General features: G+C 67.8%; 14 protein-coding genes. 6 read left to right on the top strand and 8 right to left on the bottom strand.

Annotated elements, in window-relative coordinates:
• Positions 1-123: 123 nt before the first annotated feature.
• The 7 genes from Q9R33_RS11805 to Q9R33_RS11775 all read right to left on the bottom strand — a co-directional run bounded on the left by Q9R33_RS11805 (position 124) and on the right by Q9R33_RS11775 (position 6,849).
• Positions 124-870 (bottom strand): SDR family NAD(P)-dependent oxidoreductase, encoded by a 747-nt coding sequence (locus tag Q9R33_RS11805; protein WP_311293858.1) that lies wholly within the window; start codon positions 868-870, stop codon positions 124-126.
• Positions 867-1,703, bottom strand: coding sequence for a carbohydrate ABC transporter permease (locus tag Q9R33_RS11800; RefSeq protein WP_311293857.1), 837 nt, complete (start codon positions 1,701-1,703; stop codon positions 867-869). Before Q9R33_RS11800 ends, Q9R33_RS11805 begins: the two co-directional genes overlap by 4 nt.
• 1 nt (position 1,704) lies before the next feature.
• Entirely contained in the window at positions 1,705-2,679 is a 975-nt protein-coding gene (locus Q9R33_RS11795) for a sugar ABC transporter permease (protein ID WP_311293855.1), read from the bottom strand.
• A 3-nt stretch (positions 2,680-2,682) separates the two neighbouring features.
• Positions 2,683-4,011: a sugar ABC transporter substrate-binding protein gene (locus Q9R33_RS11790; RefSeq protein ID WP_311293854.1), complete on the bottom strand. Its 1,329-nt coding sequence runs from the start codon at positions 4,009-4,011 to the stop codon at positions 2,683-2,685.
• A 164-nt stretch (positions 4,012-4,175) separates the two neighbouring features.
• The gene (locus tag Q9R33_RS11785) at positions 4,176-4,946 is read right to left on the bottom strand and encodes a DeoR/GlpR family DNA-binding transcription regulator (RefSeq protein WP_311293853.1); all 771 of its coding nucleotides are present in this window, start codon (positions 4,944-4,946) and stop codon (positions 4,176-4,178) included.
• Between the two features lie 93 nt (positions 4,947-5,039).
• The gene (locus tag Q9R33_RS11780; RefSeq protein WP_311293852.1) at positions 5,040-5,909 is read right to left on the bottom strand and encodes an aldolase; all 870 of its coding nucleotides are present in this window, start codon (positions 5,907-5,909) and stop codon (positions 5,040-5,042) included.
• 73 nt (positions 5,910-5,982) lie between these two features.
• Positions 5,983-6,849, bottom strand: a complete 867-nt coding sequence (locus Q9R33_RS11775) for a PfkB family carbohydrate kinase (RefSeq protein WP_311293851.1) — start codon at positions 6,847-6,849, stop codon at positions 5,983-5,985.
• Positions 6,850-7,151: 302 nt separating this feature from the next.
• On the opposite strand from Q9R33_RS11775, the gene Q9R33_RS11770 reads away from it, so the two are divergent.
• The 6 genes from Q9R33_RS11770 (at position 7,152) to Q9R33_RS11745 (ending at position 13,039) form a co-directional block, all read left to right on the top strand.
• The gene (locus Q9R33_RS11770) at positions 7,152-7,955 is read left to right on the top strand and encodes a DeoR/GlpR family DNA-binding transcription regulator (RefSeq protein ID WP_311293850.1); all 804 of its coding nucleotides are present in this window, start codon (positions 7,152-7,154) and stop codon (positions 7,953-7,955) included.
• Entirely contained in the window at positions 7,952-8,974 is a 1,023-nt protein-coding gene (locus Q9R33_RS11765) for an alcohol dehydrogenase catalytic domain-containing protein (protein WP_311293849.1), read from the top strand. The genes Q9R33_RS11770 and Q9R33_RS11765 overlap by 4 nt, the downstream gene beginning before the upstream one ends.
• Positions 8,971-10,050: a tartrate dehydrogenase gene (locus tag Q9R33_RS11760; protein WP_311293848.1), complete on the top strand. Its 1,080-nt coding sequence runs from the start codon at positions 8,971-8,973 to the stop codon at positions 10,048-10,050. Before Q9R33_RS11765 ends, Q9R33_RS11760 begins: the two co-directional genes overlap by 4 nt.
• Before the next feature lie 19 nt (positions 10,051-10,069).
• A complete protein-coding gene (locus Q9R33_RS11755; RefSeq protein ID WP_311293847.1) occupies positions 10,070-11,485 on the top strand; it encodes an aldehyde dehydrogenase family protein in 1,416 nt (471 codons plus the stop codon).
• Between the two features lie 81 nt (positions 11,486-11,566).
• Positions 11,567-12,883: an MFS transporter gene (locus Q9R33_RS11750; RefSeq protein WP_311293846.1), complete on the top strand. Its 1,317-nt coding sequence runs from the start codon at positions 11,567-11,569 to the stop codon at positions 12,881-12,883.
• A 15-nt stretch (positions 12,884-12,898) separates the two neighbouring features.
• Complete coding sequence (locus Q9R33_RS11745) at positions 12,899-13,039, top strand: hypothetical protein (RefSeq protein ID WP_311293845.1); 141 nt, start codon at positions 12,899-12,901, stop codon at positions 13,037-13,039.
• A 679-nt stretch (positions 13,040-13,718) separates the two neighbouring features.
• On the opposite strand, the gene Q9R33_RS11740 is transcribed toward Q9R33_RS11745, so the two are convergent.
• Positions 13,719-13,913, bottom strand: a 195-nt coding sequence (locus Q9R33_RS11740) for an IS3 family transposase (protein WP_311293844.1), incomplete at its 5' end; no start/stop codon positions are given.

Raw genomic sequence — 13,913 nt, 5'->3', positions numbered from 1 at the left:
CCGAACCTGTACTGCTGAGCACGATCGCGCTGCGCCAAGCGGGGTTCGCGGACTGCATCGACACGGAGGAGATGTTCCGGTACTGGCTCGGCAGGATCCGGGAACTCCGCGTCGTGCCATGATCTACCGGTAGGACCCACCTCCGGTGGGCGTGATCACCAATTCGTTCACGCATACCGAGGCTGGCGAACTGGCAATGAATGCCACCGCGCGGGAGACGTCTTGGGGGTCGAGCATCTGCGCTCGCGCGCCCGCGGGCACTTCGGTGGGGCGGTGGTCGAGGAAGTCGGTGTTCACGTCGCCGGGGCAGAGGTGGCAGGCGCGGATGCCGTGGCGTCCTTCTTGGGCGTTGAGGGTTTCCGCGATCGCGCCCAGTGCGGTCTTGCTGGCCGCGTACGCGACGCCGGCTCCAGGCGAGTGCCGCCAGGCAGCCCAGGAGGAGATCAGGATCAGCTGTCCCGTTGCGTGTTCGCGCATGCGGGGGAGCAGCGCGGTGGTGGCTTCGACGATGGATGACAGATTGAGCTCGAGGATGCGACGGAACTCGTCGGGGCGCAGCCCGTCCCACATCCGCTCTTTCGTGTTCAGCCCGGCGGAGAACACTGCTACCCCGACGGGACCGAACTCGTCCGCGATTCTTTTCACGGTCGTGCTCGCGGTGCCGGGGCGGGAGAGGTCGGCGGGGACGACGAGCGCGGACCCACCGCTGGCCCGAATCTCGTCGGCGGTGCGTTCGAGCTGGTCGGCGCGGCGAGCGGTGAGCGCGACGGGATGACCCTGTTCTGCCAGAGCAAGGGCTGAGGTACGTCCCATCCCGGAGGAGGCCCCGGTCACCCACGCGACCGGGGCCGTCATGCTGTCGGTGGTCATCCCTTGACTGCTCCGCCGGCCAGGCCCTGCACGATGTGGCGCTGGGCGAACAGGGCGAGGATGACGACGGGGATGGTCATCACGGTTGCGGCGGCGGCGATGGCTCCCCAGTTGATCTGCCCGTACGACATGAACTCGAACACCGCGACCGGGAGGGTGCGGGTGTTCCGGCCGGCGAGGACGACGGAGAACATGAAGTGGTTCCAGGAGAAGATGAACGCCAGGATCGCCGCGGCCGCGATGCCGCCGCGGGTGACGGGGAGGATGACCTGCAGGAAGGTGCGGATGGCGCTGGCGCCGTCGACCCGAGCGGAGTCGATGAGCTCCTGCGGAAGCTCTTCGAAGAACCCGATCATCAGCCAGGTCACCATGGGCAGGGTGATGAGCAGGTGGGCGATTATGAGCGCCTGGTAGGTGTCGATCCAGTCCAGCCCACTGAAGATGATGAACAGCGGGATGAGGAAGGTGATGCCCGGAGTAATGCGGGACGACAGGATGACCAGCGCCAGTTTCGGGGCACGGTAGCGGGCGATGGCGTACGCGGCGGGTAGGCCGAGCAGCAGCGCGATGGCGACGGAGCCGAGGCCGACGATCATCGAGTTCGCGGCGAACTGGAGGAAGTCGGTCTGCTGCAGCACCGCTGTGTAGTTGTCCAGGGTGGGGGTGAACGTCCATTGGAAGGTGGATGCGGACAGGTCCTGGGGCGATTTCAGGGACGTGGTGATCATGTACCAGAACACGAACAGGAACGGCACCAGCATCGCCGCGAGAAGCAGGTAGAACCCGATGGCGCGGATGGTTTTCCGAGAGGTGCGCAGCGCGGTGGTGGACATATTAAGACTCCTTCGAGCGTCGCAGCCGCAGCACGGATGAGGACACCAGCAGTACGAGCAGGAAGAACACGATGAGCAGCGCGGCGGCGTATCCCAGCTGCTGGTACTGGAAGGCGATGTTGTAGGCGTAGATGTTGAGGGTTTCGGTGACGAAGCCGGGTCCGCCGTTGGTCATCACGAGGATGATGTCGAAGGTCTTGAGTGCTTCGATGAGGCGGAACACGACGGCGACGACGACGATGGGGCGCACCATCGGAAGCGTCACGTGCCAGAACCGCTGCCACCCGTTCGCGCCGTCGATGGACGCCGCTTCGAACGGTTCCTCGGGGAGAGCGGTGAGGCCGGCGAGGGTGATGAGTGCGATCAGCGGCGCCCATTCCCAGGTGTCGACGAGCCCGATGAGCCAGAGCGCAAGGTTCGGGTCGGCGAGCCAGTCGCTGGCGGGCAGGCCGAGGCGCTGCAGGATGTCGTTGAAGACCCCCAGCTGGGGGTTGAACATCAGTCGCCAGACCAGGGCCACGGCGACCGGGGTGGCAATCATGGGCAACAGTACGACGCTGCGGACCAGGCCGCTGAGGACGAACTTGCGGTGAAGCAGCACGGCGATCGCCACCCCCAGGACGGTCTGGGCCAGGACCGCGCCGGTGGTCAGGGCGATGGTGCGGAACGTGGCACCCCAGAACCGGGGGTCGTCGGTGAACAGCCGGATGAAGTTGTCCAGCCCGACGAACTCCGGGGGCCGGTTGGCGCCACCGACCCAGTGCGTGAGCGACAGGTAGATAGTGAACACGACCGGGAACGCCATCGTGAGGACGATGAACGCGGCCGCGGGTGTGGCGAAGACGGCGAGGACGTGACGGTCGATGAACGCTGAGATGCGCTGGCCAGGGGATTGCCACGGGGGAGTGGGGGTGGGCCTTCCGGCCCCGCCCGCGGAAAGCGTGGGCGGGACCGGAAGGACAGTCGATGAGGCCATCGGTCAACGCGCCTCGAGCTCGACGATGCGGTTGAACTGTTCGGCTGCGGTGGCCGTGGCAGCTTCCACGTCGTCGCCCTGGATGGAGGAGACGATCGCGTCGCCGATGACGTCGCGTACCTCGGGCACCGACTGCACCTGCGGCAGCTGCGGCTGCGCGGTGGCCAGCGCGGTCTGGAACGCCTCGACGAACTCGGTCGGCACGTCGGGCCCGAACTCGACTGACTGCCGTCCGCCGGGGATCCCGGTGGCCTGCAGCGCCGCGACGGTCTCCGGGGAGGTCAGCCACTGCAGGAACAGCCAGGCGGCACCCTTGTGCTCGGAGTTGGAGGAGATGGCGGACGCCCACCCGAAGAAGGTTTGCGCGTCGCTCTCAGGACCGGCGGGCATCGGCGCGTAGCCGACCTGGTCGGCGAACGGGGTCTGTGCCGGGTCGCGCAGCGCCGCGGCCTGGCCGCTGTTGTCGGCCCACTGGGCGAGGCTGCCGGCCTGGAACAGCGCCAGAAGCTCTTCCCAGCCGTTGTTGGTGGAACCGCTGGGGCCGTACTCGCGAATCAGGCGCCCGTAGTCCTTGATCGCGGCGACACCCTCGGGGCTGTCGAACGCGGCCCCACCGTCGACCATGTACTCGGCGCCGTGGTTGAGGATGAAGCTGGTCAGCTGCGTCACTGCCGCGGCACGCTTGCCACGCGCGGCCCACCCGTACACATTGTTGGCCGGGTCGCTGGTGGCCTCGGCGATCTCCTCGAGCTCGTCGAGGGTGGCCGGCGGTGCGTCGTACCCGGCGGCCTCCAGCAGGTCCTTGCGGTAGAACAGCATCTGCACTTCCAGCTGGATGGGAAGGGCAGAGAGCACCCCGTCGAAGGTGTGTCCCTCCAGCACGCTCTCACTGAAGTCCGCGAAGTCGTAGTCCGGGGAGGTCAGCGACTTGTTCTCGATGTAGGGGGTGAGGTCTTCGTACCAGCCGGAGCTGGCGAACCGGGCACCGTCCTGCTGAATGGAGGACATGAACACGTCGATGGCGTCGGAGCCTGCCGTCAGCTCCACCTGCAGGCGCTGGCGGAACTGGTCCTCGGGCAGCGCCTCCATCTCGACGTCGATCCCGGTGAGTTCCTCGAACTCAGCGATCATCGGCTCGATCTGCGCCTGCCACGGCTGCAGCCCCGCGACGAAGCGAATTGTTTCACCTTCGTAGCGCTTCCAATCGAAGGCGCCGCTCACATCCCCGGGATCCTCGGCCGCGGTTGAACCCCCCGCGCAGCCGGTTAGCAGTAGTGCAGCTGCGGTGACGACACCAAGTGTCTTGACGACGATGGACTTGCGACGTTGCATTGTTCCTCCACAGATCGACTCTCAGAGCCGGGAATCGACGGACATGTCCGTGCGACTCTGAACCGGGACTGTTGCTAAAGCAACAACCATGGAGGAGAGATTACCAAAACTGTGCGAAAAACAACACTGCGTGATGCAGTCGTGATGTTTTGGCTGTGCGAGCCCTATGAAGGAGCGATGATCAGCTCGGCGCCGCCGCTTTGCAGCAGGTCGGCGCCGGCGGTTTCTATGTCGGTGTCGGTGATGACGTGGTGGAGCTTGTCGAAGCCGCAGATGCGGGCGAAGGAGCCGCGGCCGAGCTTGGAGGAGTCGGCGAGCAGGACGACGGTGTCGGAGACGTCGATGAGGGCGCGTTTGGTGAGTGCGTCGAAGTCGTTGGCGCAGAACAGGCCGCGGGCGCCGATGCTGGAGGCGCCGAGGAAGAGGGTGCCGATACTGAGGTTCTCGATGGCGTGAGCGGTCATCGGTCCGGCGTAGGAGAGCGAGTCGCGGTGTAGTACGCCGCCCAGGCTCACCTGTTCGATATTGGTCATTCGGGCGGTGGCGGTCAGGACGGGCAGCGAGTAGGTCGCGACGGTCAGGGGCCGGTCGGTGGGCAGCAGCGGGCACAGCTCGGCTGTGGTGGTGCCGGCATCGATGGCGATGATGCCGCTGCTCGGCAGGAACCGGAGTGCGGCACGGGCGATCGCGCGTTTGTGTTCGGCGTGGGAGACGGCGCGTTCGTCGAATCGGGTGCCGGTCAGGTCGGCCGACCCGGAGAGGGTCACCCCGCCGTGCACGCTGCGGAGCCTGCCGCCGGCTTCTAGGCGTGCGACGTCGCGGCGAACGGTCATCTCCGAGACGGCGAGGACTCGGGCCAGCTCTGTGGTGGTGCAGTATCCCTGCTCGACCACCATGGCGAGGAGGGTGCGTCGTCGGTCTTCTGCTGCGCTCATGCCTCTATCCTGCTGGACGCGGGCTCGGTGGCCGGAAGGCCGCGGTGCTGGTAGTGGACGGGACCGCGCGGCGGGACCCGTCCACCCTTTGGGTCAGCGGGTGACGACAGCGGTCAGTGCGCGCAGTCGCGCGGTGGATTCGGCGGCGAGGAATGCGTCGGTCTCATCGGCGCGGAGCGCATCCGCCCACACTGCCCGGCCGGCGAGGAATCCTTCCGCGCCGCCGTCCAGGCATGCGGCGACCGCGGCGGGAAAGTCGTCGGCCGTGACCCCGGAGGAGAGCACTACCCAGGGGCAGTCCAGGACGTTGGTGATGCGAGCACTGACTTCGGTGATGACGGTCGCAGGACCGCGACCGTACGAAGGGATCTCAGCCTTGTAGAGGTCGGGCCCGGTGACGGCGAGGTCTTTGGCGGCCTGCACCAGGGCGGCGTCACGGCGTTCGTCCGACCAGCTGGCGATATCGGCGGGCCGCACGACACCCTCGACGATTCCAGGGACGCCCGCCGCCCGGCAGAGGTCCATGAACGCGGCGGACAGCGCAATCGCCTCGTCGCGGGCGTCAGGCAGCCACGGCACCAGCATCTTCAGGGCGGCCGCGCCCACTGACGACACCAGCTCAGGGTTGACACCCTCGTCGAGTGAGGCACCAGTGACTGGTCCGCCCGGCTCCTGGTGGAGGATGTCCGCGGCGAGGATCACTGGGCAGGCCGCGACGGCGGCGGCCGGAAGCCCGTACGCACGGTCCAGGAGCACGGCGGTGGCGTATGGGGTGAGGAGGCGGGATGCGGTGGTTTTGAAGTCGACCAGATCCTGGTCGGTTGCCGTGGCCGTGGGGGATCCGGCGGCGATCATCGCGCGCAGCGACTCGCGCTGGTCGATCGCGAGCATCGCGAACGTGCCGCTCGGCCCGCGCAGTGCATCGATGGTCGGCGCGACGGTGGTGTCAGTGGAGTCAGTCATCTTCCTCGTTCTTTTCTGGTGTCGTCGGTTCAGGGGTACGGCAGCGCGGCGCCTGCCGAGGATGCGGCGGCGGTCAGGGCAGGTCGCTCAGCGCGGCTTCCACTTCGGTACGGTCGGGAATCCCGCTGCGACCGTCCAGTGCCCGGCAGGACAGCGCGGCGGTGACGTTGGCGAAGCGGATCGCCTCCTGCAGCGGCTTACCCAGCACGATTGCCGCGAGCAGCGCGCCGTGGAACACGTCCCCCGCCCCCAGGGTGCTCAGCGGGGTGATGGGAAGGCCCGGGGAGTGAACCAGCTGGTCTCGGGTGGCGGCGAACGAGCCGTGAGCGCCGTCGGTGGCCACGACGGTGGTCGTGCCCAGCCGCAGCGCCTCCCGGGCGCCGTCCTCTGCGCTCTGGCCGGGGAAGCGTTCCCGCAGCACGATCGCGGTCGGCACGTACAGGTCGATGAGATTGAGGTCCAGGCCCGGCACCGGATTGCCGTCGTCGAGGGAGACTGCTGAGGAGATCCGACCGCCCTGTGCCAGGGCGCGGTAGCCGGCCTTGTCGACGTGGACCCAGTCGAACCCTGACGGGATGCGGTCCGGGGTGACGGCCGGACGGGTGAGAATGGCGCGCGCCCCGGACTCGCGGGACACGACGACCACGCTGTGCGATGTCTCGACTCCGGCGCGCCGCTCCACCAAGGAGGTGCCGACGCCTTCGGCCTCGAGCTGGGCGAGCACTGTTGCGCCCGCCTCGTCGTCGCCGACGATGCCGCTGAACTCCACGTCCACGCCGAGTCGGGCGATGGCGACCGCCGAGGTGGAGGCGTTTCCCCCGCCGGCGATGACGACTTGGTCGGCTTCCACCCGTTGGTCTTCGCCGGGGAGCCGGTCGACGAGGGCGATGGTGTCGAGGATGGCGCTGCCGACGCAGACGACGGATGCTCTGTGGGCCATGGGTGCTTCCTCGCGATCTCCGGTGTGTGGTGCCCCGCCAGTATAGGCGGAAGATGTTCGAACACAAACATGTCAGGACGTCTAATGTTGTTTTTCGAACGCACTTGTTCTAGATTCGGTGGCGAAGCACGGCAGTGTGGCGGGTCGGGCAGTGAACCGGCGAGCTACTTGGAAGCTTCGAGGTCCTCACCAGGAAGTGGTCTCGACGAGGAGATAAGAATGATGATTGGCAGCGTGCAGACCGGCGGCGGTCCGGCCGCCTCGGGTTTTGTGCGGGAGCGTGCGGTCGCGGGATGAGCGTCATGGCTGAGTTGTCGGCGCCTGCGCGGCGGGCACGTCTGCTGCGGATGTTGGAGGAGAGCGGCTATTGCACGACCGCGGAGCTGGCGGTGGAGTTCGGGGTGTCGGAGATGACGATCCGTCGGGACATCAGCCGGCTGGAGGGTGAGTCGACGGTGCGGAGCGTGCGCGGCGGGGTCGTCAGTGTGAGCGCCGCGTCACAAGGGGGGAGAGATTTCGCGGAGCGGTCCGAGACCTCACGCAGCGTGAAGCGGCTCCTCGCTGCGAGGGCTGCTGCGGACCATCTTCCGGGCAACGGCATCATCGCGATCGATGCGGGGACAACCACCGGGATGGTCGCAACCTCTCTCCCAGCCGGCTCGCAGCTGCACGTCATCACGCACAGCCTGCCTGTGCTCACTGCTATCGCCTCCTTGCCGGAGGTGGAGCTCACCGTGCTGGGCGGCACGTTCCACGCCACGTCGCTGTCATTCAGTGGTCCGATGACGACTGCGGCGATCTCGCACCTGCATGTCGGCACCCTTTTCCTCGGTGCCAGTGGGATCAACGACCGTGGCGTGTTCTGCGGCAACGACTACGACGCCGGCGTGAAACGCGCACTGATCGAGGCGGCCGACACGGTGGTGCTGGTGTGCGATTCCTCGAAGTTCGGCACCACCGCGATGGCTCGGGTGGCCGCCCTCGACGCTCTCGACCATGTCATCGTCGACGACGCTGTGGACCCCTCCCTGCTCGTCTCCCTTCAGGGGCGGGGCATACCCGTCACCCTCGTACCCATCCACCTAATCAGTGAGGACTCACAATGAAAGCCGTCCGCTTCCTGGGCAACCATGTCGTCAGCGTCGACGAGATTCCCGGCCCTACCTACGGACCGCACGATGTGCTGCTGCAGCCGCTCGCGGTGGGCGTCTGCGGAACCGACACGCACATCGTTGACGGGGACTTCGTCAGCCGCCCGCCGATGGTCCTCGGCCACGAGATCTGCGCCCGCGTCGCCGAGGTCGGCTCCGCCGTCACCACCCTCGCCGTGGGCGACCTGGTCACTGTCGAACCGCACATCTATGACGGCACGTGCATCTGGTGTCAGCTCGGCAAACCGCACATGTGCCCGAACCGATTGGCGCCGGGGGTGCACCTGGACGGGGGGATGGCGGAGCTACTCGTCGTCCCGGAAACCATCGCCTACAAACTCCCCGCCGACACCCCGCCGCACTTCGGCGCACTGACCGAACCGATCGCCTGCTCCGTGCACGCGATGGACCGCCTGGACGCCCGCTCCGGCCTGCCCATCGCGATCTTCGGCGCCGGACCGGCCGGCGCGATCCTGATCGCCCTGGCCAAGCTCGCCGGCCTTGCCCCGGTGGTGTCCATCGAGATGCGTGAGCAGCGCCGCGACCTGGCACTTCGGGTCGGCGCCGATATCGCGATCGACCCGCGCGACCCGAACTTCGACCAGGTCGTGAAGGACACGACCGCCGGCAACGGCTTCCCGTACGTCGTGGATGCGGTGGGCTCCTCCCGCATCCTCGAGTCGGCCATCAGCATCGCCGCCCGCGGCGCGAACATCCTGCTGTTCGGTGTCGCCCGCCCCGACGATGTCGCCTCCGTGAAGCCGAACGAGATCTACGCGAAGGAACTCACCCTGCTGGGCACCGCGCTGAACCCGTTCACCCACCGCCGCGCCGCGAACCTGCTGCCCTCACTACCGCTGTCCGAACTGCACGCCGGGTTCTTCGGCCTGGACGACATCGAGGCCGCGTTGCAGGCGCAGCGGGACGGCACGTTCGACAAGGTCTTCATCACCCCGCAGGAGGCAACCCGATGAGCACCCAGACAATCGCGGTCATCGCCGGAGACGGCATCGGCAAGGAGGTCGTCCCCGCGGCGATCCCCTGCATCGACGCCGCCCTCGCCCGGTACGGCACCACCGTGGAATGGAACCACCTCCCGTGGGGGTCGGACCTGTACCTGCAGACCGGGGCGATGATGCCGGAAGACGGCATCCAGGTGCTCGGCGAGCACGACGCGATCTTCCTCGGCGCCGTGGGGCTCCCCGAGATCCCGGACGTGGCGACGCTGTGGGGGTTGCTGATCCCGATCCGCCGGGAGTTCCAGCAGTACATCAACCTGCGCCCCGTGCGCGCCCTGCCCGGCATCAGCAGCCCGGTGCGCGGTGGCGACGACATCGACCTGCTGCTGGTGCGGGAGAACAACGAGGGCGAGTACTCCGAGATCGGCGGACGCGTGTTCCGGGGCCTTCCCGAGGAGGCCGCCATCCAGGAGAACGTGTTCACCCGTAAGGGCGTCAGCCGGGCCGCCCGATACGCCGCGACCCTTGCCACTACCCGGCGTGGACTGGTGACCTCCGCCACGAAATCCAACGGCATCATCCACACCATGCCGTTCTGGGACGAGGTCGTCGAGGAAGTGCTCGCCGACTACCCCGGTGTGCAGCTGGAGAAGATCCTCATCGACGCCCTCGCCGCCAAGCTCATCCTGCGGCCTGGCGCGTTCGATGTGATCGTGGCATCGAACCTGTTCGGCGACATCCTCTCCGACCTGGCCGGCGCCATCGCCGGGTCGATCGGTGTCGCCCCGAGCGCGAACCTGAACCCGGAGGGGGAGTTCCCGTCGCTGTTCGAACCTGTGCACGGCTCCGCCCCCGACATCGCCGGGCAGGGCATCGCGAACCCGATCGGGCAGATCTGGACCGGCGCGATGATGCTCGAGCACCTCGGCCACACCGACGCCGCCGCCGACCTGACCCGCGCGTTCGAATCCGCACTGCGAGACGGGGTCCGCACCCGTGACCTGGGCGGCACGGCGAGCACGACCGAAATGAGCGACGCGGTGCTGCAACGCCTTGTCGCCGCAGACCGCGAACCCACCCCCACCCACTGACAGCCAGGGAAGAAGACCAATGCGCGAGCAGAAACTGTTCATCGACGGCACCTGGCGTGCCGCGGCCGAAACCACCCAGGTCGTGGATCGGTGGAGTGGGGAGCCGATCGGGGTGGTGCACCGGGCCTCCGCCGCCGACGCGAAGGACGCCGTGGACGCCGCTGAGGCCGCGCTGCGCCGCGGGTTCCCCGTCCACCAGCGGGCGGAAGTCCTCGAACGCACCGCCGCATACATCGCCGCGCATGCCGAGGAGTTCGCGGCGATGATCACCGCGGAGGTCGGCAAACCCATCACCGCATCCCGCACCGAGGTGTCCCGCGCGGTCGGCACCCTCGGGTTCGCCGCGGAGGAGGCCCGCCGGCTGCCGTCCGAGACGGTGCCGATGGACGCCACCGAAGGCGGGGTGGGCATGATCGGGTTCACGATCGCACAGCCGCGGGGGATCGTGGCGGCCATCACCCCGTTCAACTTCCCCGTCAACCTCGTCATCCACAAGATCGGCCCCGCGATCGCGGCCGGCTGCCCGGTGGTGCTGAAGCCGTCCGATCGCACCAAGCTCACCGCCGGGCTGCTCACCGAGGCATTCGAAGCGGCCGGGATCCCCGCCGGGTACCTCAACCTGGTCACCGGCACCCCGGCCGAAGTGGTCACCACCTGGCAGGAGGACCCGCGGGTCGCGGTGGTCACCTTCACCGGCTCGTCCAAGGTGGGGTGGCAGCTGAAAGCCGCCGCACCGCAGAAGATGCACGTGCTCGAGCTCGGCTCCAACACCGCCATGGTCGTCGCCGCCGACGCCGACGTGGAACGCGCCGCGACCGACACCATCACCGCCGCGCTGAGCAACTCCGGTCAGGCCTGCGTGTCCCTGCAGCGCGTCTACGTCGAAGCGGCCGCCGCCGACCAGTACCTGCACCTGGTGGCTGAGAAGTTCGCGGCCGTGCCCACCGGGGACCCGAACCTGGACACCACCCTGGTGGGTCCGCTTGTCGCCGACGCCGAAGTGGAGCGGATCAGCAGCTGGCTGGAAGAGGCGACCCAGCGGGGCGCGAAGATCCTCGCCGGCGGAACCGTCGAGGGATCCGTGCTCGCCCCCACCCTGGTCGCCGACGCCGCCCAGGTCGACCGGATCGTGTGCGAGGAAGTGTTCGGCCCGGTCGTGTCCGTCGTCACCGTCCCCGACGTCGACTCCGCCATCGCCCAGGTGAACGACTCGAAGTACGGGCTGAACACCGCCATCTACACCGCGTCGCTCGCCACCGCGATGCGGTACGCCCGCGACGCGCAGGCCGGTTCGGTCCTCGTCAATGTGCCGCCCTCGTTCCGCGCCGACCACATGCCCTACGGCGGCGTCAAAGACTCCGGGCAGGGCCGCGAAGGCGTCAAGTACGCCGTCGAGGAGATGACCGAGCAGAAGCTCGTCGTCCTCAAAGCCTGACCAAGTGGTGTCGGGGCCACCCCGATCACGCGGCCGGCTCCGACACCACCTCCCCCCTTCACGTACCAGACGGAAACCTCAATGAACGCGGTCTACTCCAAAATCACCTGGCGGCTGCTGCCGCTGCTCGTCGTCATCTACCTGTTCGCCTACATCGACCGCACCGTGGTCGGGTTCGCGAAACTGCAGATGTCCGTGGACATCGGACTCAGCGACGCCGCCTTCGGGTTCGGCGCCGGTGTGTTCTTCATCGGCTACGCGCTGTGCGAGATCCCCAGCAACCTGATCCTCACCCGCGTCGGACCCCGCCGCTGGTTCGCACGCATCATGATCTCCTGGGGCATCGTGACCGTCGCGATGGCCCTCACCAACAGTGAGCTCACCTTCTACATCCTGCGCTTCCTGCTCGGCGTCGCCGAGGCCGGCTTCTACCCCGGCATCCTCTACCTCATCACCCGCTGGTACCCCAGCACCCGCCGCGCCCGCATCGTCGGACTGTTCCTCCTCGCCAACCCCATCGCCCTGGCCATCGGCGGACCCATCTCCGCGACCATCCTTGACGGGATGGACGGGGTCGCCGGGATTGCCGGCTGGCAGTGGCTGTTCATCATCGTCGGCATCCCCCCGGTCCTCCTCGCCTTCGTGGTGCTCAAGACCCTCCCGGATACGCCCGCGGATGCGAAGTGGCTCACCCCGGCCGAGGTTGCCCGCGTGCAGAGCGACCTCGAAGTCAGCGACGTCCGCACCGGCGCGGTGAAACTGCACAGGCCGCTGCGTGTGCTGCTGGACGGGCGGGTGTGGCTGCTCGCCATGTTCTTCATCGCCTACTCCCTCATCGGCTACGGGCTCGGACTTTGGCTGCCGCAGATCATCTCCAACATGGGCGTCGGCACCATCGCCACCGGATGGCTGTCCACCCTCCCGTGGCTTGCCGCGACGGTCGCGCTGGTGGTCATCCCGCGCAACGCGGAACGCACCAAGACCCCCTACCTGCACATGTGGGTCACCCTCGGGCTCGCCGCTGTCGGGTTCACCTTCAGCGCCGTGCTCGCGCAACCCGCCCTGCAGATGGTGTTCCTCTGCGTTGCAGCGTTCGGGATCTTCGCCGGTCAGCCCATCTTCTGGAGTCTGCCCTCCCAGGTCCTCACCGGCGCCGCCGCCGCCGCAGGGCTCGCCATGATCAACACCCTCGGCGCCACCGGGGGCTTCCTCGGTCCGTTCGGCGTCGGGTACATCAGCCAGGTCACCGGCGACCCCCGCAACGGCCTGTTCTTCCTCGTCGCCGTCGCCGTCTACGCCATGATCATGCTGATCTTCGTGCGGATCATGATGAAGCGACACCGGGCCCGGTACGGCACGCCCGAGCCAGAGCACACGGACGCGGAGGTCCGCTCGTAGGTGGCAGCACGCCCCATGATCGTCTTGACAACGCCGGGAGGGTGCTACGAGTTCGACGCCGTGCTGTTCGATATCGACGACGCCCTCACCGACTCGGACGCCACCATCGATGCCGCCCGGTGCCCTGTCGCCGAGCGGTTCGGGTGTACCCGCTGACGCGGTCGTCGCCGAGGCCGCCACACAACGGGCACTAGACGTGGTGGACAAGTTCTTCCCGCCGGAGGCCCGTGCGGCCGCGCTCGCCATGTCGGCATCCACCGCGGTCGCCGCCGTGAGCCTTGCCGGGGCGCGTAGTCTGCTTCAGAGTCTCCCGCCTAGTCGCGGGGCATGTGTCTCGTCCGGGCGACAGGCCGTTCAGCGCGCGCGTCTTTCGGCGGAGCGCCTCCTCAGCCGCGCGTGAGGATCGCCGCGCAATAGGGGGCTCGGGGCAAGCCGAGCTCAGAGGGGTACCTTTTGGCAGCCAAGTTGCTCGACAACCCCGTCAGCAGATGCCTCGTGCTTGAAGACTTCTGCGTCGGGATCAGGGCGGCCCGAGTCGCGGGCGAGGGACGTGAAGTTGTCGCGCTGCTCCGCGAAGGCGGGTATGTCGAAGCTCGGCAGGGAGGGGGACGCAAGTGCTCATCCCCGGACGGCAGGAGAACAGCTCATACCTCCCTTCTCGGTCGGACCCCGGTCGAGAGCCGACTCGTGTCCACCCCGACCGCGAAACGTCGTAGCTCAGGCGGGGACGATCGAGACCGTCCCCGCGCCTGCGCATGTGGCCGCGGCGCTCGGGGTGGGGGCAGGCACCCTGATTCATCGGATCCAGCGGTTTGAATCGGCCTGACTTTCGTTCCTATCGGATTTCTTGTCCGGCACGTGCCGGTTGGGCTGATTCCAGGTCAGCGTAGTACGCGGTCTCGACCTCGATCGGGGTGCGCATATCGAGCTCGCCGTGGAGGCGCTGGTTGTTCCACCACCACACCCATTCGAGGGTCGCGAGCTCGACCTGCTCGACGGTCCGCCACGGCCCGCGCTGACGGATCGGGAC

The sequence above is a fragment of the Microbacterium sp. PRC9 genome, assembly GCF_031844125.1.
Classification (GTDB): Bacteria; Actinomycetota; Actinomycetes; order Actinomycetales; family Microbacteriaceae; genus Microbacterium.
The sequence above is the reverse complement of the archived record's forward strand: the minus strand, read 5'-3'. Positions and strand labels throughout refer to the sequence as shown.